Source organism: Neoroseomonas alkaliterrae (assembly GCF_014199195.1).
Lineage (GTDB): Bacteria > Pseudomonadota > Alphaproteobacteria > Acetobacterales > Acetobacteraceae > Neoroseomonas > Neoroseomonas alkaliterrae.
In genome coordinates, this window is the sequence record NZ_JACIJE010000004.1 from 156,619 (window position 1) to 172,723 (window position 16,105).

General features: G+C 71.5%; 15 protein-coding genes, 1 tRNA gene and 1 pseudogene. 13 read left to right on the plus strand and 4 right to left on the minus strand.

Going from position 1 to position 16,105, the window contains the following annotated elements; translation table 11 throughout:
* Positions 1 to 8: 8 nt before the first annotated feature.
* From FHS88_RS08975 to FHS88_RS09005, 7 genes and pseudogenes are all read left to right on the plus strand, one after another.
* Complete coding sequence (locus FHS88_RS08975) at positions 9 to 989, plus strand: beta-ketoacyl-ACP synthase III (RefSeq protein ID WP_272872811.1); 981 nt, start codon at positions 9 to 11, stop codon at positions 987 to 989.
* A 153-nt stretch (positions 990 to 1,142) separates the two neighbouring features.
* On the plus strand, positions 1,143 to 2,165 hold the full coding sequence (gene dctP, locus FHS88_RS08980; protein ID WP_184483719.1) for a TRAP transporter substrate-binding protein DctP: 1,023 nt from the start codon (positions 1,143 to 1,145) through the stop codon (positions 2,163 to 2,165).
* 13 nt (positions 2,166 to 2,178) lie between these two features.
* Positions 2,179 to 2,688, plus strand: a complete 510-nt coding sequence (locus tag FHS88_RS08985; protein WP_184483721.1) for a TRAP transporter small permease — start codon at positions 2,179 to 2,181, stop codon at positions 2,686 to 2,688.
* Between the two features lie 3 nt (positions 2,689 to 2,691).
* Complete coding sequence (locus tag FHS88_RS08990) at positions 2,692 to 3,966, plus strand: TRAP transporter large permease (RefSeq protein WP_184483723.1); 1,275 nt, start codon at positions 2,692 to 2,694, stop codon at positions 3,964 to 3,966.
* Positions 3,967 to 4,047: 81 nt separating this feature from the next.
* Complete coding sequence (locus FHS88_RS08995; RefSeq protein WP_184483725.1) at positions 4,048 to 4,353, plus strand: integration host factor subunit alpha; 306 nt, start codon at positions 4,048 to 4,050, stop codon at positions 4,351 to 4,353.
* Positions 4,350 to 4,709: pseudogene (locus FHS88_RS09000) on the plus strand (MerR family transcriptional regulator); the annotation flags it as partial. The gene FHS88_RS08995 and the pseudogene FHS88_RS09000, both read left to right, overlap by 4 nt.
* Positions 4,710 to 4,821: 112 nt before the next feature.
* A tRNA-Pro gene (locus tag FHS88_RS09005) sits at positions 4,822 to 4,898 on the plus strand.
* 58 nt (positions 4,899 to 4,956) lie between these two features.
* Here the strand turns inward: FHS88_RS09005 and FHS88_RS09010 are convergent.
* The 4 genes from FHS88_RS09010 to FHS88_RS09025 all read right to left on the minus strand — a co-directional run bounded on the left by FHS88_RS09010 (position 4,957) and on the right by FHS88_RS09025 (position 11,148).
* Positions 4,957 to 6,540, minus strand: a complete 1,584-nt coding sequence (locus tag FHS88_RS09010; RefSeq protein ID WP_184483729.1) for an ABC transporter substrate-binding protein — start codon at positions 6,538 to 6,540, stop codon at positions 4,957 to 4,959.
* Positions 6,541 to 6,614: 74 nt separating this feature from the next.
* Positions 6,615 to 7,556 carry a dimethyl sulfoxide reductase anchor subunit family protein gene (locus FHS88_RS09015; protein ID WP_184483731.1) on the minus strand — a complete coding sequence of 314 codons (942 nt, stop codon included), beginning with the start codon at positions 7,554 to 7,556 and terminating at the stop codon, positions 6,615 to 6,617.
* Positions 7,553 to 8,296 carry a 4Fe-4S dicluster domain-containing protein gene (locus tag FHS88_RS09020; protein ID WP_338146483.1) on the minus strand — a complete coding sequence of 248 codons (744 nt, stop codon included), beginning with the start codon at positions 8,294 to 8,296 and terminating at the stop codon, positions 7,553 to 7,555. The genes FHS88_RS09015 and FHS88_RS09020 overlap by 4 nt, the downstream gene beginning before the upstream one ends.
* Complete coding sequence (locus FHS88_RS09025) at positions 8,293 to 11,148, minus strand: molybdopterin oxidoreductase family protein (protein WP_211842398.1); 2,856 nt, start codon at positions 11,146 to 11,148, stop codon at positions 8,293 to 8,295. Before FHS88_RS09025 ends, FHS88_RS09020 begins: the two co-directional genes overlap by 4 nt.
* Positions 11,149 to 11,271: 123 nt before the next feature.
* Between FHS88_RS09025 and FHS88_RS09030 the strand changes: the two genes are divergently transcribed.
* The 6 genes from FHS88_RS09030 (at position 11,272) to FHS88_RS09055 (ending at position 16,102) form a co-directional block, all read left to right on the plus strand.
* The gene (locus FHS88_RS09030) at positions 11,272 to 11,889 is read left to right on the plus strand and encodes an SOUL family heme-binding protein (RefSeq protein WP_184483737.1); all 618 of its coding nucleotides are present in this window, start codon (positions 11,272 to 11,274) and stop codon (positions 11,887 to 11,889) included.
* A gap of 4 nt (positions 11,890 to 11,893) precedes the next feature.
* A complete protein-coding gene (locus tag FHS88_RS09035; RefSeq protein ID WP_184483739.1) occupies positions 11,894 to 12,817 on the plus strand; it encodes a nucleoside hydrolase in 924 nt (307 codons plus the stop codon).
* A 177-nt stretch (positions 12,818 to 12,994) separates the two neighbouring features.
* On the plus strand, positions 12,995 to 13,180 hold the full coding sequence (locus FHS88_RS09040; RefSeq protein WP_184483741.1) for a Flp family type IVb pilin: 186 nt from the start codon (positions 12,995 to 12,997) through the stop codon (positions 13,178 to 13,180).
* Positions 13,181 to 13,280: 100 nt separating this feature from the next.
* Positions 13,281 to 13,808 carry a prepilin peptidase gene (locus tag FHS88_RS09045; protein WP_184483743.1) on the plus strand — a complete coding sequence of 176 codons (528 nt, stop codon included), beginning with the start codon at positions 13,281 to 13,283 and terminating at the stop codon, positions 13,806 to 13,808.
* Between the two features lie 3 nt (positions 13,809 to 13,811).
* Positions 13,812 to 14,669 (plus strand): Flp pilus assembly protein CpaB, encoded by an 858-nt coding sequence (cpaB, locus tag FHS88_RS09050; protein ID WP_184483745.1) that lies wholly within the window; start codon positions 13,812 to 13,814, stop codon positions 14,667 to 14,669.
* Complete coding sequence (locus FHS88_RS09055) at positions 14,666 to 16,102, plus strand: type II and III secretion system protein family protein (RefSeq protein ID WP_184483747.1); 1,437 nt, start codon at positions 14,666 to 14,668, stop codon at positions 16,100 to 16,102. Before cpaB ends, FHS88_RS09055 begins: the two co-directional genes overlap by 4 nt.
* Positions 16,103 to 16,105 lie beyond the last annotated feature (3 nt).

The window sequence follows — 16,105 nt, forward strand, 5'->3', positions numbered from 1 at the left end:
CTTCCCTCATGGTCCTGCGCGCCACCATCGCCGGATGCGGCGGATACCTTCCCGCGCAGCGGCTTTCCAACGACGAGCTTGCGGCGCTGAAGGGGCTCGAGACCTCGGATGCCTGGATCCGCGAGCGGACGGGAATCGGCTACCGGCACTTCGCCGCCGCCGAGGAGACGGCCTCCGACCTCGGTGCCGCGGCGGCGCGCGAGGCGCTCGCGCGCGCCGGCGCCGATGCGGCGGAGGTGGACGCCATCCTGGTCGCGACTTCGACGCCCGATTCCGGCTTCCCGGCCACCGCCGTGCGCATCCAGGCGAAGCTCGGCATCACGCGCGGCTTCGCCTTCGACATGTCGGCGGCCTGCACGGGCTTCATCTACGCCCTCGCCGTTGCCGACAGCCTGATCCGGGTCGGGCAGGCGCGATCGGTGCTCGTGATCGGGACCGAGGTCTATTCGCGCATCCTCGATTGGACCGACCGCAGCACCTGCGTGCTGTTCGGCGACGGCGCCGGCGCGGTGCTGCTGCGCGCCGAGGAGGGGGGCGGCACGAATGCGGACCGGGGCATCCTCTCCTGCCACCTGCATTCGGACGGCCGCTTCGGGGACATCCTGCACATCGAGGGCGGCGCGGGCTCGACTGGCGGGCCTGGCCTGCTGCGCATGGCCGGGCGCGAGGTGTTCCGCCACGCCGTGACCAAGCTCGCCGCCGTGGTGGACGAGGCGCTGGACGCCAACGGCCTCGGCCACGAGGATGTCCGCTGGCTGGTGCCGCACCAGGCGAACCTGCGCATCATCGAGGCGATGGGCCGCAAGCTGCACCTGCCGCCCGAGCGCGTGGTGGTCACGGTGGACCGGCACGCGAACACCTCCGCCGCCTCGATCCCGCTCGCACTCGCCGAGGCCTGCGGGGACGGGCGCATCAGGCCGGGCGACCTCGCGGTGCTCGAGGCGATCGGCGGCGGGCTGACCTGGGGCGCTTCTATCGTCCGCTTCTGAACGGCGCCGCGCCGCTCGCCTGCGCGGTGGTGCTCCATTGACAGCACCGCGGCCTCGCGTCGTAACGTCGCACCGGCGGCGCGCGACGCGCGCGCCCACTGGCCAACATGCAGGCACTCGCCGGCGAGCGAGGCCGGGAGGGAGGATCGGGCCATGAATCGCCGTCCATTCATGTTCGGCGTCGTCGGCGGCGCCGCGATGCTCGCCACGCGCGCCGCGCAGGCGCAGGGCGAGCAGATGCGCATCTCGCTCGATACCAACCCGACGCATGTGCGCAACCGCAACACCGAGCATTTCGCGCAGCGGGTGCGCGCCGAGCTGCCGCGGCTCGCGCCGCAGGTCTTCCCCTCCGCGCAGCTCTTCCGCGACCGCGACGTGCCGCGCGCGCTGCGCCAGGGCGGCGTCGAGATGGGCATCCCCGGCTGGTGGAATCTCGACGGCATCGCGCCCGATGCGGCGCTGCCCTCGCTGCCGATGTTCTACGGCCTCGAGCCTGCGATCCTGCACCGCATCCTCGACGGCGCGGCGGGCCAGCAGATCAACCGCAAGCTCGAGGAAAGGCTGCGGGTGAAGGTGCTGGGGCGCTGGTTCGACCTCGGCGCGCAGCATTTCTACACCACGTCCAAGCCGATCAACGGCTTCGCCGACCTGCAGGGCCTGCGCATCCGTCATCCGGGCGGCTCGGCCAATGCGGCGCGCATCCGCACGCTCGGCGCCAATCCCGTGCTGGTGCCCTGGCCGGACGTGCCGCTCGCGCTCAGCCAGAACACGGTGGATGGCCTCGTGACCACGCATGAGAGCGCGAACACGGCGAAGCTATGGGATGCAGGGGTGCGCCATTCCTTCGAGGACTTCCAGACCTTCAACCAGTACATCCCGATGGTCAGCCAGACGCTGTGGAACAAGCTGAACCCGCAGGAGCGCCAGACGCTGACGCGCATCTGGGAGGAGACGGTGGACAAGGAGCGCGGCGAGGCGGCGACGGCGCAGCGCGAGGCGCGCGACATCCTCCTGCGCAACAACATCTCCATCAAGACGGCGACCCAGCAGGAGGCGACGGATGCCCGCCGCCGGCTGATGGCCACACAGGACCAGGTGGTGGCCGAGATCGGCATCGACCGCGAACTGGTCGCGGGGGTCCTGCGGGAGATCCGCGCCGCCGGCGTCGGCGTCTGACGCGCCCGCGGCGATGGATTTCGCCCCGCCCGCGGAGGCCGCCCATCGCGGCGTGATCGGGCGCATCGATTCGCTTGTCGTCGGTGTGCTCGGGATCGCCGCGCTGTCGCTCGCCTCGGTCAATGTCGCGCTGCGCACCTTCGCCCCGCAGCACGCGATCGAATGGGGCGACGAGGTGCAGGTCTATCTCGTGGTGTGGGCGGTGTGCCTGTCCTTCGCCGCGGTCACCGCGGCCGACAGGCATGTGAAGGCCGACCTCTTCGTCGGCATGATGCCGCAGCCGGTGCAGCGGGCGCTCGGGCTTCTCGGGGACGTGCTCGGGCTGGTGATGGCGGGCATCCTGTGCTGGCTCGCCATCCTGGTGACGCATGAGAGCTGGGATTTCGGCGACGTCTCGACCACCACGCTGCGCTTCCCGCTATGGATCTACCAGGCCTCGCTGCCGGTCGGCATGGGGCTGATGGCCTTCACCTACCTGATGCGCGTGCTCGCGCGCCTCGGCCTCGGCAGGCGCGGGAACTGAGCGATGATCTGGGCGCTGTTCGGCGGGCTGCTCATCCTCGGCGTGCCCATCTGGCTGGTGATGGGCTCGACCGCCTTCCTCGCCTTCGTCAGCGAGGGCCAGGCGCTGCTGCCCATGGCGCAGAAGATCGTGGACGAGCTGAACTCGACCACGCTGCTGGCCGTGCCGTATTTCGTGGCCGCCGCGGTGTTCATGGAGCGCGGCAATGTCGCGCGCGCCCTGATCGACGCGGCCGAGGGCTGGGTGGGCGGCATACCGGGCGGGCTCGGGCTTGTCTGCGTCGCCTCCTGCACGGTGTTCGCGGCGATGTGCGGCTCCTCGGTCGCGACCGCCATGGCGATGGGCACGGTGCTGGTGCCGGCGATGCTGCGCGCGGGATACGAGCGGCATTTCGCGGCAGGGATCGTCGCGGCCTCGGGCACGCTCGGCATCCTGATCCCGCCCTCGCTCGCCTTCGTGGTCTATGGCGTGCTGGCGGACGAGGCGATCACGCGGCTGTTCCTCGCGGGCGTCATCCCGGGGCTGATGCAGGCGGGGGCCATCGCGGCCTGGGTGATCTACTACGCGAAACGCCGCGGCTATGCGCGCGAGCAGAGGATCGAGCCCGGCGAGCGCTGGCGGCGGACTCTGTTCGCGCTGCCCGCGCTGTCGGTGCCGGTCATCGTGCTGGGCGGGCTCTATGGCGGCGTGGTGACGCTGACGGAATGCGCGGCGCTTTCCGCGGTCGTGGCCCTGGCGCTCTCGGTCTTCGTCTACAAGGGCATCCCGCCCTCGCAGGTGTTGAGCGTGATGGCCGAGGCGGTGCGCAATGCCGCCGCGATCATGATCATCATCGCGCTGGCGCTGATCTTCGGCCACTGGGTGACCGAGGCGGGTGTCGCGACGCGGGTGGTGAACTGGGCGACCGGGCTCGGCCTCGAATGGTGGCAGTTCCTGATCGGCATCAACCTGCTGCTGCTGTTCCTCGGGATGTTCCTCGAGGTGTTCTCCGTCCTGCTGCTGACCATGCCGGTGCTGCTGCCGCTGCTGCAGCCCTTCGACATCGACCCCGTGCATTTCGGCGTGGTGGCGGTGATGAACATGGAGCTCGCGCTGCTGACGCCGCCGGTGGGGCTGAACCTCTTCGTGCTGGCGGGCATCCTTCGCTGCCCACTCTCGGAGGTGGTGCGCGGCGTCTGGCCCTTCATCGTCATCATGGGGCTGCTGCTGATCCTTGTGACCTATGTTCCGGCGATCGCGACCTTCCTGCCGGACCTGGTCTATGGCGCGCGGCGGTAGCCGCTGGCGCGCGACAAGGTTGACGGCGGACCCCTCGGGCGGGTTTCATTTGCCATGAGGGACTTAGGGGGCCTTCCGGGCATGAACACGGTCACGCGCGCGCAGCTTGCGGAAGCGATCTACACGAATGTCGGGCTGTCGCGGAACGAGAGCGCGGCGCTGCTCGAATCCGTGCTGGAGCGCATCTCCGGCGCGCTGGAAGCGGGCGAACCGGTGAAGATCTCCGCATTCGGCACCTTCCTGGTGCGCCAGAAGGGCCAGCGCATCGGGCGCAACCCCAAGACCGGGATCGAGGTGCCGATCCTGCCGCGCAAGGTGCTGTCCTTCCGCCCCTCCCAGGTGCTGAAGGCGCGCATCAACCACGAGCCCGCCGGAGCCGAGGAATGAGCGAGGACCTGCCGGCCGAGGAGGGGCGCGCGAAGCCGCGCAAGGCGCCGACGGCCTTCCGCACCATCAGCGAGGTCGCCGACGACCTGCACATCCCGCAGCACGTGCTGCGCTTCTGGGAGACGAAGTTCCCGCAGCTCAAGCCGCTCAAGCGTGGCGGCGGGCGCCGCTACTACCGGCCCGAGGATATCGCGCTGCTGCGGCGCATCTCCGACCTGCTCTACACCCAGGGCTACACGATCAAGGGCGTGCAGAGGCTGCTGCGCGACGGGACGGATGAGGGGCCGCAGGCCGCCGCCATGGGCGAGTTGCCGCTCGGCGACCCGCCGCCGGCGGCCGAGGAGCAGGAAACCGCGGCGCTGCGGGAATGCCTGGCGGAGCTGGAGGCGATCGCACGCGAGTTGCGTGCACTGGCGGCCTGAGGGGGTGGAAAGCCGGCGCGTCCGGTGCTAAACGGCGCGCCTCGGTCGGGCAGTAGCGCAGCCTGGTAGCGCATCAGTCTGGGGGACTGGGGGTCGTGGGTTCGAATCCCGCCTGCCCGACCATTCTCGTCCGAGTCTGCGAGCTTCGAGGACCGCGCCCGGAATGCGCGCAGTCGTCGCTCTACCCCCTCGTAACCGCTTGCGGCAGGAACGCGCCATTGTAGTAGGGCGTTACTGTCAGTGGCTTGCGCGCGGCGTACACATAGGCCGGGTGGTACACCATGTGGATGATCGCCTCCTCCCCGATGGCGATCTCAGCGGCGCGAGCCAAAAGGGCGTTGCGCCTTTCGGTATCCATCTCGGTCAGCGCCTCCGCCAGCACTGCATCGGCGCGGGGGCTCGAATGGCGGGTGCGGTTGGCGGTGCCGAGTCCGCGCTCGCGGTCGAAGGTATGGACCAGGGCGCGATAGGCGTAGGAGACATTGTCCGCCCCGTATTGCGCCGCCATGACGCTGAAGGTCTGGCGCGAGGCGGCCGGGAAATAGGCCGCGTTGGGCAGTGTCGCGACCTCCGTGCGCACGCCGATGCGCGTCCAGAACTGTGCGATGGCCTGGGCCACCTTCTCGTCATTGGGGTAGCGGTCGTTGGTGGCGTGGATGGTGAGCTGGAAGCCGTTCGGGTATCCCGCTTCGGCGAGCAGCCTTCGCGCGCGATCCACATCCTGCTGAACGACGCGCAGGTTCGTCGAGGTACCGGGCGTGCCCTCCGGCAGCAGGTTGGAGGCGACGGTCGCGGCCCCCTCCATCACGCGCTCGACGATCGCCTGGCGGTTGAGCGCGAGAGAGAGCGCCTGGCGAACCCGCGCGTCCTTGAGCGGGTTGCGCGTCATGGGCTGGCCGCTGGCGTCACGCACGAAGGGCGAGGCGTCGCGGTCCATGTCCATCGCCACGTACATCACGCGCATGCCCGCGATCTGCGTGACGTTGAGGTTCGGGTCGCGGCGCAGCCGCGCGATGTCGGGCACCGAGACCTCGTCCACCGCCTGCACGTCGTTCGACAGCAGCGCCGCCATGCGGCTGGCGTCCGAGGCGATGACCTTGAAATGCGCAGCCTCGAAGGCTGGCGCCGGGCCGTACCAATGCGGGTTGCGCCGCATCTCGACGAATTCCCCGAAGCGGTAATCGGCGAGCGTGTAGGGTCCAGAGAAGAGGCGCACGTTCCGTGCGTTGAAATCCGCGGTCCTGATCTCCGGCCCAAGCGCCTTCGACAGAACGGCGATCTCGGTCATGTCCTCGACCATGAAGGGGTAAGGCTGCGCGGTGCGGATGTGGAGCGTGCGCGCGTCCTTGACCTCGGTGCCGGTGATGGCGCGGACGAAGATGTGATAGGCCCCGGCCGAGCCGGTGATGGTCGGCACGCGGGCAATGGAATAGGCGACGTCCTCCGCGGTGATCGGGCTGCCATCGCTGAACTTCGCATCGGCGCGCAGCTTGAACTCCCACACCGTGTGGTCGCCGATGGTCCGCCAGGATTCGGCGATGCCGGGCTCGGGCTTGCCGTCATGGCTCATGCCGACGAAGCGGGCATGCAGCGCGCGCAGGATGGACTGCTCGCCCGAAAGGCGGAAATGCGGGTCCATCGAGGTGGGGCTGAGCTTGAGCCCGCAGCGCAGCGTGGCGCCCTGGGCGCGGGCGAGGCGCGGCAGCCCGAGCGCCGCCGTCGTGGCCGAGGCCGCGATGGCCCTGAGGAAGGTGGAACGCTTCATGGATGTGCCTCCCCGGTTCGTGCGGGAGGTGATCCTTGGGGAAGCCGGCCCGGCACGCAAGCGCGCCGGGGAAATCAGGCGCGAGGCTCCTGGCCGTAGTACAGCGCCACGGTATGCGTCGCCTCGGCGAACATCAGCCAGCGTTCGGCTAGCAGCCCCACCAGCGCAAGCCCGGTCGCGGCGAAGGCGAAGATGCCGCCGAGCGCACCGCCGAATGGCAGCGCCAGCGCCAGCAGCACCGCGGGCGCCGCGAAGCCGGCGAGCGAGGCGATGCGGCGCAGCCGCTGGGCATGCACGCGGCCGATGCGGAAGGCCATCTCCCGCAGCAGGTAGTTGGTCTCGGTGTGCGGCGGGTCGAGCGGGCGGACCTTGCCGATGAAGCCGAGGCCGGTGGCACTCTCCATCGTCGCGACGGGTGGCGCGGCATCCACGCTGCTCCAGTAGGCGCGCTTGAGGATGAACGCCGCGGCGCCGAGCACCGCCGCGATGGCCGCCGGCACCGCCGCAGCCCCCCAGAAGGCGGCGAACAGCGTGAGCAGCACGGCGCCCGAGAAGGCGCCGAACAGCAGGTATCCCGGCGTGACCAGCGGATGGTGCCACTGCCGGATCGGCTTGAGCGAGGCGTAGATCATGCCGGTGCAGAACACCGTTGCCGCCGCGCCGATGGCCGAGAGCAGCCCCATCAGCGTGGTGAAGGCTCCGCCGCCGCCGATGACGCCGACGAAGAACAGGCCCGCCGGCGCGAAGGTCGCGACCGCCGCAACACCCTCGCGCGAGAGCCAGGAGGATCGCCACTGGCTGAGCGCGCGCCAGGCGCGTTCCGGCCGGCCGAGATGCGCGGTCGAGGAAAGCAGCCCGAGCATGATGAGCAGCAGCGCGATGCCGACGGCCAGCGCGCCGAAGCCCGCCGAGGACGGCACGAGCCCGAGCGGACGCAGCAGCCCCATCCAGAACAGCAGCCCGTAGCCCGCACCCGAGGCGACGGTGAAGACGATGATCGAAGGTGCTGGATTCATCGCGACAGCACCTTGTCCACCCAGCGCAGCAGCGGGTTGGTGATCTGCGAGGGCAGCGGGCCCGGATCGCGCGGCGGCCCGGCATCGGGCTTCGGTGCGCGGCGCGGCGGCAGGTAGCGGTTGACCGGCTGGTAGCCGAGCTCGGGCATCAGCGCGACGCCGCCACGCTCGGCGACCAGCTTCGAGACGGCGCTGTCGGGGTCGCCGAGGTCGCCGAAATGCCGCGCATTGGCCGGGCAGGTGGAGACGCAGGCGGGCACGCGCTGCTTCTCCGGGATGTGCTCATTGTAGATGCGATCCACGCAGAGCGTGCACTTCTTCATCACCCCGGCATCGTCGTCGAACTCGCGCGCGCCATAGGGGCAGGCCCAGGCGCAAAGCTGGCAGCCGATGCAGATGTCGGTGTTGACCAGCACGATGCCGTCCTCGGCGCGCTTGTAGGATGCGCCGGTGGGGCAGACGGTGACGCAGGCCGGCGTCTCGCAATGCAGGCAGGAGCGGGGGAAGTGGACGGTGCGCCCCTCCTCGCCCTCGCCGGCCTCGTAGGAATGGACGCGGTTGAACCACACACCCTCCTGACCGGCGGAATAGGGGTTGCGGTCGGGCAGCGGCGCCATGTGGCCGCTGGTGTTCCATTCCTTGCAGTTGGTCGCGCAGGCGTGGCAGCCCACGCAGGTGTCGAGGTCGATGACGAGGCCGAGCTTCTTGGCCCCGGGCGGGGGTGTGGGCAGCGAGGTCACGGCTTCGCCCCCCCGGCGTGGTAGCGCAGGATGTCGGGTGGTTCGGGCATGTTGGGCGGCGGGTGCAGCATGGTGGGCAGCGGATCGGTGACGCCTTCCTCGCCCGGCGCGCATTTCGTCACGCGCACGCGAAGGTCATACCAGGCGGCCTGGCCGGTGACGGGGTCGGCATTCGCGAGGCGCGGGCCGGCCTGGGCGGGCAGCCATTCGCTGATGACGTGATTGAGCAGGAAGCCGCGCGTGGCCTCGGCCGCATCGGGTGTCAGCATCCAGGCGCCGGCGCGCTTGCCGATGGCATTCCAGGTCCAGACCGTGTCGCGGTTCACCCCTTCCATCAGGCTCAGCTGCGCCTTCACGCGGCCGGAGCGGCTTTCCACCCAGACCCAGTCGTCCTGCGCGAGGCCCATCTCCTCGGCCCGGGCGCGCGCCATGTAGAGCTTGTTGGCGCCGTGGATCTGCCGCAGCCAGGCGTTCATCGTGCCCCAGGAATGGTACATCGCCATCGGCCGCTGCGTGACGGCCGAGAGCGGGAAGGGCTCGGTGTCGTGCTGCTGCTGCTCGAGCGGCGCGTACCAGAAGGGCAGCGGGTCGCAATAGGTGCGCACGCGCTCGCGCAGGTGCTCGGGCGGCTGCTTCGCGCCGTGGCCTTCCGCCGCGAGGCGGAACTTCTGCAAGGGCTCGGACCAGATCTGCAGCACGATCTGATCCGACTTGCCGATCAGCCCCATCGCCTTGGCATTGGCCAGGTAGGTCGCGTTGGCGTGCTTGAAGTAGGATTCCTCCGGCGCGAGGTGATGACGCCAGAAGCAGCCATTCTCGATGTAGCGCTGCAACTGGTCCGGGTTGGGTTCGCCCACACCCTTCTTCGACCCGTCCTCCCCGCGCCATCCCGCGAGCGGGCCGATGCCGGGCATGCGCTGGTGGTTCACGATGTAGTCCGGGTAGTCCTTGAAGCGCGGCGATCCGTCCTCCTTCACGAAGGCGGGCAGGCCGAGGCGGGCGCCGAGTTCGATCAGCACCTCCTGGAAGGGGCGCACGTCGCGGTCGGGCTTGACCACCGGCCGGCGGATCGCATCGCCCGGCCCGTGCGAGGAGCCGATGGGCCGGTCGAGGATCGAGATGCAGTCCCAGCGCTCCAGATACGTCGTATCCGGCAGGATCAGGTCGGCGTAGGGGACCGTCTCGCTGAAATAGGCATCCGAGTAGATGACATGCGGGATGACATAGTCGCCGTTCTCGTCCTGCGCGGTCAGGCAGGCGATGGTGTCGAGGGGGTTCATCGCGCTGTTCCAGGCCATGTTCGCCATGAACATGAACAGCGTGTCGATGCGGTAGGGATCGCCCTTCGCGGCATTGCCGATGACCGTGTGCATCATGCCGTGCAGGCCGAGCGGCGCCTCCCAGGAGAAGGCGTGGTCGATGCGGATCGGCGTGCCGTCCTCCTCCACAAGCAGGTCGTCCGGGCCGTGGGTGAAGGAGAGGATGTTGCCCGCGAGCGGCGTGTTCGGCTTCGCCCCCTTGCCGGCCGGGCCGGGGCCGGGCGGGATCGGGCGCGGGAAGGGCGACTTGTAGCGCCAGGAGCCCGGCGTATCGACCGCGCCCAGCAGCATCTGCAGGATGTGCAGCGCGCGGCAGGTATGGAAGCCGTTGGAATGCGCGCTGATGCCGCGCATGGCGTGGAACGCCACGGGGCGGCCGACCAACGTCTCGTGCTTGCGGCCCCAGACATCGGTCCAGGGGATGTCGAGCGTCAGCGGGTGGTTGAAGGCGATGTCGGCGACCTCGGCTGCGAGGCGCCGGATGCGCTCGGCGCTCACGCCGCATCGTTCGGCCACCGCCTCGGGCGCATATTCGGTGCCGAGATAGCGTTCGGCCATCAGGTGGAAGACCGGCTGCGCCTTGCGGCCGTCCGGCAGCGTGAACTCGCCGACCAGCACGGGCGAAAGGTCCGCGGTTTCCGCCGCGATCGCGCCCCGCGCGCGGTCCCACGCCAGCGGCTTGCCATCGGCATCGCGGGCGAACAGCCCGTCATCCGCCCCGCCCGGGTTGCGCACCACGAGCCAGGGCGCGTTGGTGTAGCGGACCAGGAACGCGCCATCCACGCGGTCGGTGCGCAGCAATTCGTGGATCAAGGCCATGATGAAGAGGCCGTCCGTGCCCGGGCGGATGCCGACCCATTCATCGGCTACGGCGGAATAGCCGGTGCGCACCGGGTTCACCGAGACCACCTTCGCGCCCCGCTTCTTCAGCGCCGCGAGGCCGGTCTTGATCGGGTTGGAATCATGGTCCTCGGCCACGCCGAACAGCATCAGGTAGCGCGCGTGCTCCCAGTCCGGCTCGCCGAATTCCCAGAAGGACCCGCCGATGGTGTAGAGCCCGCCGGCGGCCATGTTCACCGAGCAGAACCCGCCATGGGCGGCGAAATTGGGCGTGCCGAACTGCGCCGCCCAGAAGCCGGTGAGCGACTGCGACTGGTCGCGGCCGGTGAAGAAGGCAAGTTTCCGCGGGTCCGTCTCCCGCACGTTCTTCAGCCAGCCGGTGGCGATCTCCATCGCCTCGTCCCAGGAGATCTCGGCGAACTCACCCGAGCCGCGCGGGCCGATGCGCTTCAGCGGTGCCCGCAGCCTGGCCGGGGCGTAGTGCGTCATGATCCCGGCGCTGCCCTTGCCGCAGAGCACGCCCCTGTTCACTGGATGGTCCGGGTTGCCCTCGATGTAGCGGACGCGGCCATCCTTCAGGTGCACCCGGATGCCGCAGCGGCAGGCGCACATGTAGCAGGTGGTGGTCTTGACCTCGTCGCCCACCGGCGCCGAGTAGATGATCCTGTCGCTTGCGCCACCATCGGCCGGCATCGTCGTCTCCCGCACTCGCGCACCGGAGTAGCGCATGGCCCGGCGGCCGCGCAAAGGGGGGCGGGTGGACCGGCCGCACGCGGCGCCCATATCCTGAGTCGAAGCAAAAGCGGAGGGAAGGCCATGCCGGCGACCCTGCCGGTGCTGTTCGGCACGCTCTTCATCGGGACGCAGAGCGTCTTCGGCATCCGCGCGGGGACGGTCGAGCCGCCCTTCGCCGTGGTGGACAGGCTGGGCGCGTTGGAGATCCGCCAGTACGGCCCGCGCGTGGCGGTGGAGGTGCATGTGGCCGGCGCCGAGGATGCGGCCCGTGCCGCGGCGGTCGAGCGGCTGACGGCCTTCGTCGGCGGGGCGAACCTGCGCGGCGAGGAGGTCGCCGCCGCGCTGCCGGTCGCGCAGCGACCCGAGGGCGCCGATCCCGGGCCGGGCGAGGCGCGGCTCTGGGCGGTGCGGATCCACCTGCCGATGCATGCGCGCATCGCCACCCTTCCGCCGCCGGATGACGGGGCGCTGCGCCTGCGCGCGCTGCCCGCGAAGACGGTCGCGGTGCTGCGCTTCACCGGCGTGCCGCGGCCCACCAGGACGGCGGAGCGGCGCGCCGCGCTGGCCGGGATGCTCGCCGGGTCGGGCTGGCAGCCGGCCGGTGCGGCGGAGGCGTGGTTCTACGACCCGCCCTGGACGATCCCGGCCCTGCGGCGCAACGAGATCGCGGTGCCGGTCCTCCCGCGCGAGCCCGGATAGGCCCGTGGCTCCCCGCGCCTGCGTCATCGACACCGATCCCGGCACGGATGACGCCGTGGCGCTGTGGCTCGCGCTGGCGAGCGAGGAACTCGACATCCGGCTGGTGACGGTGGCGGGGGGCAATGCCGGCCTTTCGAATACGCTGCGCAATGCGCGCGCGGTGGTCGGCCTCGCCGGCCGCGCCGTGCCGGTGGTGGCGGGGGCCGAGGGACCGCTGCTCGGCGCCTTCGTACCGGAGCCGCGCGTGCATGGGGCGGACGGCCTCGGCGGCGTGGTCCTGCCGGAAGGGCCGCCGGCCGCGCCCGGCATCGCGGCGGATGCGATCCGCGCCGTGCTGCGCGCGCAGGCGGAGGTGACGCTGATCGGCATCGGGCCGGCGACGAACCTCGCGCTCGCGCTGGCGACGGAGCCCGCCCTCGCCGCGCGGGTCGCCGAGATCGTGCTGATGAGCGGGGCCTGGGCGGAGGGGAACATCACGCCCTCGGCCGAGTTCAACGCCTGGTCGGATCCGGAGGCGCTGGCCGTGCTGCTCGCCTGCGGGCGGCCGCTGACGCTCGCCACGCTCGAGCTGACGGCGCAGGCGCTGGTCACGCCGGGGCGGATCGCCGCGCTGCGCGCGGCTGGGGGCGGGCGCTGCCTCGATGCGGCGGCGCGGATCATGGAAGCCGTGCCGCCCTCGCGCCGCTTCGGTCATCGCGGCCACCCGCTGCACGATCCCTGCGCGGTCGCCTGGCTGCTCGCCCCCGCGCTCTTCACCGCGCGCGAGGCGCATGTGCGCGTCGAGTGCGGGCCGGGGGCCGCGCGCGGCCGGACCATCATCGACCGCTGGGGGCGCGGCGGCGAGGCGGCCAATGCGCGGCTTCTCGAGACGCTCGACGCGGACGGGTTCTTCGCGCTGCTGGCCGAGCGGCTCGCGCGGCTGCCGTGAGGCCGGTCAGGGTCAAGGGGCCTTAACCGAGTTTTCAGCTCTGTCTCGCTCAAATGGCCGCGAGGGCCCGCTCCGCCGCCCTTGGTGACGCGGACGGGACTGCTCGGTGGCCGGCAGGATGCCAGGCGTCCAACCCCCCACGCGCGCCGCGCGGCGCGCGCTCTCGGAGACCCGACCATGGTGAAGACGACGCTGATGCGCCTCGCGGCGCTGAAGGCCGACACGCGCGGCGTGACGGCGATGGAGTACGGGCTGATCGCGGCCTTCATCGCGGTGGCGATCATCGGCGGCCTGACGCTGCTCGGCGGCAATCTCGACGCGATGCTGAACGGCATCGCCGCGAAGTTCGTCTCGCCTCCGTGACCGGCGCGCGGGCGGCGGGTGGAGCGCCCGCCGCCCCGTCGCGGCCTGCACGCGGCGCGCTAAACGCTTCCTTCATGTGGGCCCCGCGACAATCGCTGCGATGGTCCCGTATCCCTCCCCGCTGACCGACATCGCGCTGGTGCTGGCGCTGGGCCTCCTGGCGGCGGCGGCGGCGTCCGACATCGCCTTCCGGCGCATCCCGAACGGGATCGCGGCGGCGCTCGCGCTGGCTGCGGGCGTGCGCCACGCCGCGTCGGGCCCCGCGGTGCTGGCCGTGGCGGCGGGCGTCGCCGGCATGGTTGGCGCCGTGGCCGCGCTGCTGTGGCATCGCGGGCTGCTCGGCGGCGGGGATGTGAAGCTCCTGGCCGCGGCGGCGCTGCTCGTGCCGCCCGCTTCGGTGCCGGTGCTGCTTCTGGCGGTGCCCCTGGCCGGCGGGGTGCTGGCGATTCTTCATCTCCTGCTTCGCCCGGTGGCGGAAGTCTGCGTTGGCCGCCCGGCGCGCGGCGCCTCGGTGGCGCGGCGGCTGCTGCGGCACGAGGCGCGCCGCATCGCCCGCGGGGCGCCGCTGCCCTACGGCGTGGCGATCGCCGCCGGGGCCGCCTTCGTCATGATCGGGCCGGGGGGCTGAGTGATGGCGCTGCGGCTCGTCCTCATCGTCGTGGTGCTGGTCGGCGTCGCGGCCCTCGGCCTGATCGGGGTGGTCGCGCTGGCGCCGCCGCCCGCGCCGCCACCCTCGGCGCAGGCGCCGCCGCCGGCGCGCGTGAGCATCCTCGTCGCCGCGCGCGGCGTGCAGGCCGGCACGCTGCTCAAGCCCGAGGACATCGCTGCGCGCGAGGTTCCGGCGGCCGAGGCGCGCGACGGCGCGCTGCGCGACGGGCCCGAGGCGCGGATCGAGCTGATCGGCGCGATGGTGCGGCGGACGCTCGCCGCGGGCGACGTGCTGAGCCTCGATGGCGTGCTGCGGCCCGGCGAGAACGGCTTCCTGGCGGCGGTGCTGGCGCCCGGGATGCGCGCGGTGACGGTCGGCGTGGACGCCGTCTCGGGCGCGGCCGGGCTGATCTGGCCGGGCGACCGCGTGGACGTGATCCTGACCCAGGCCTTCGACGAGAGCGAGGCGGCCCCGGCGCGCCGCGTGGCCGGGGAGACGGTGCTGACCGCCGCGCGCGTCATCGCCGTGGACCGCCATCTGGTGCAGGGCATGCAGCCCGGCGCGGTCGGGGATTCGCTGCGCGAGACGAACCGCACCGTCACGCTCGAGGTCTCGCCCGAGCAGGCGACGCGCGTCGCGGTGGCGATCCGGCTGGGCAGGCTGTCGCTCGCCCTTCGCGCGGCGGGCACCCCTGTCGAGGAAGGGATCGCGCAGCGCCCCGTCTGGGGCGGCGATGTCAGCGGCGCATTCAACCCCGCGGGCGCATCGGCATCGGGTGCCGGCGCCACCATCCGCGTCTTCGGAGGCCCAGGACGGGTCGAGGAGATTCGCTTCCGATGAATGCACGACGACTCTGCCGCGGCCTTGCGGCCGTGCTGCTGCTGCCCGCCTTCGCCGCCGCGCAGCCGGCGGCGCCGGAAAGCCTGCCGGTGGTGCAATCCCCGCCCGGCCTCAGGATCGAGCGCATGACGCTGGAAGCGGGGACGGGGCGGGTGCTGGTGCTGTCCGCCCCGGCCGCGAGCCTCTTCGCGGCCGACCCGCGCATCGCGGAGATGCGACCCGCGAGCCCCACCAGCGTCTTCGTCTTCGGCGTGGCGCCGGGGCGCACCACGCTCGCGGCGATGGACGCGGCGGGCGCGCCGCTGGTTCAGTGGGAGGTGACGGTCCGCCCCTCCGCCTTCCTGGTCTCGGACCTGCAATCCGCGCTGCGGCGGGCCTTCCCGGGGAACCGCAGCCTGCGGGTGGAATCCGGCCCGGGCGGCATCGTGTTGAGCGGCACCGTCAGCGCGCCGGCCGATGCCGAGCGCGCGCAGGGGCTGGTGCGCTCCCGCCTGGAAAACGAGCGCATCGCCATCGACAACCGCATCGCCGTCACCGGCGTGACGCAGGTGAACCTGCGCGTGCGCGTCGCCGAGGTGTCGCGCGAGGTGACGCGGCAACTCGGGGTGAACTGGCAGGCGCTCGGCACGATCGGGCGCATCGGCACGCTGGTCGGCGGCCCGGCGGGCGCGGCGCTTGAAACCTTCAACCTCGCCTTCGACCGCACCAACCCCTCCGACCGCATCGGCCTCGGCTTCCGCACGGGCAGCGCGGAGCTGCGCGACATCAACGCCATCATCGATGCGCTCGCGCAAGACCGGCTGGTCACCATCCTGGCGGAACCGAACCTCACCGCGACCTCGGGCGAGACGGCCTCCTTCCTCGCGGGCGGCGAGTTCCCCATCCCGGTGAGCCAGCGCGAGAACCAGGTGACGATCGAGTTCAAGCAGTTCGGCGTCGGCCTCGCCTTCGTCCCGACGGTGCTGTCCGACGGGCGGATCTCCTTCCGCATCCGCTCGGAAGTCAGCGAACTGTCCGAGCAGGGCGCGGTGCGCCTGCTGGCGGGCAACAGCAACGCCATCACCGTCCCTGCGCTGACGGTGCGGCGGGCGGAGACGACGGTGGAGCTCGGCTCGGGCCAGGCCTTCGCGATCGCCGGGCTGCTGCAGGATTCCTCGCGCCAGACGGGGCGCGCACTGCCCTTCGCGGGCGAGGTGCCGATCCTGGGAGCGCTGTTCCGCTCCGACCGCTTCCAACGCAACGAGACGGAACTCGTCATCATCATCACGCCCTACCTTGTGCGGCCTGCCGACAACCCGCGCGCCGTCGCCGCGCCCACCGACGGCTTCGTGCCGCCCAATGACGTCGAGCGCATCCTGCTGCTGCGCCAGACCGGCCGCGGCGGGCCGCCGCCGCGCGGCCTGTCCGGCAATCCCGGCTTCGTGCTGGATTGAGGG

Bases quoted from the DNA above. Each gene is read 5' to 3' on its own strand.
- FHS88_RS09045 (WP_184483743.1), top strand. From the start codon at position 13,281: ATGGTCCCGTATCCCTCCCCGCTGACCGACATCGCGCTGGTGCTGGCG.
- FHS88_RS09030 (WP_184483737.1), top strand. From the start codon at position 11,272: ATGCCGGCGACCCTGCCGGTGCTGTTCGGCACGCTCTTCATCGGGACG.
- FHS88_RS08975 (WP_272872811.1), top strand. From the start codon at position 9: ATGGTCCTGCGCGCCACCATCGCCGGATGCGGCGGATACCTTCCCGCG.
- FHS88_RS09010 (WP_184483729.1), bottom strand. From the start codon at position 6,540: ATGAAGCGTTCCACCTTCCTCAGGGCCATCGCGGCCTCGGCCACGACG.
- FHS88_RS09040 (WP_184483741.1), top strand. From the start codon at position 12,995: ATGGTGAAGACGACGCTGATGCGCCTCGCGGCGCTGAAGGCCGACACG.
- FHS88_RS08990 (WP_184483723.1), top strand. From the start codon at position 2,692: ATGATCTGGGCGCTGTTCGGCGGGCTGCTCATCCTCGGCGTGCCCATC.
- cpaB (WP_184483745.1), top strand. From the start codon at position 13,812: ATGGCGCTGCGGCTCGTCCTCATCGTCGTGGTGCTGGTCGGCGTCGCG.
- FHS88_RS09025 (WP_211842398.1), bottom strand. From the start codon at position 11,148: ATGCCGGCCGATGGTGGCGCAAGCGACAGGATCATCTACTCGGCGCCG.
- FHS88_RS09015 (WP_184483731.1), bottom strand. From the start codon at position 7,556: ATGAATCCAGCACCTTCGATCATCGTCTTCACCGTCGCCTCGGGTGCG.
- FHS88_RS08985 (WP_184483721.1), top strand. From the start codon at position 2,179: ATGGATTTCGCCCCGCCCGCGGAGGCCGCCCATCGCGGCGTGATCGGG.
- dctP (WP_184483719.1), top strand. From the start codon at position 1,143: ATGAATCGCCGTCCATTCATGTTCGGCGTCGTCGGCGGCGCCGCGATG.
- FHS88_RS09055 (WP_184483747.1), top strand. From the start codon at position 14,666: ATGAATGCACGACGACTCTGCCGCGGCCTTGCGGCCGTGCTGCTGCTG.
- FHS88_RS08995 (WP_184483725.1), top strand. From the start codon at position 4,048: ATGAACACGGTCACGCGCGCGCAGCTTGCGGAAGCGATCTACACGAAT.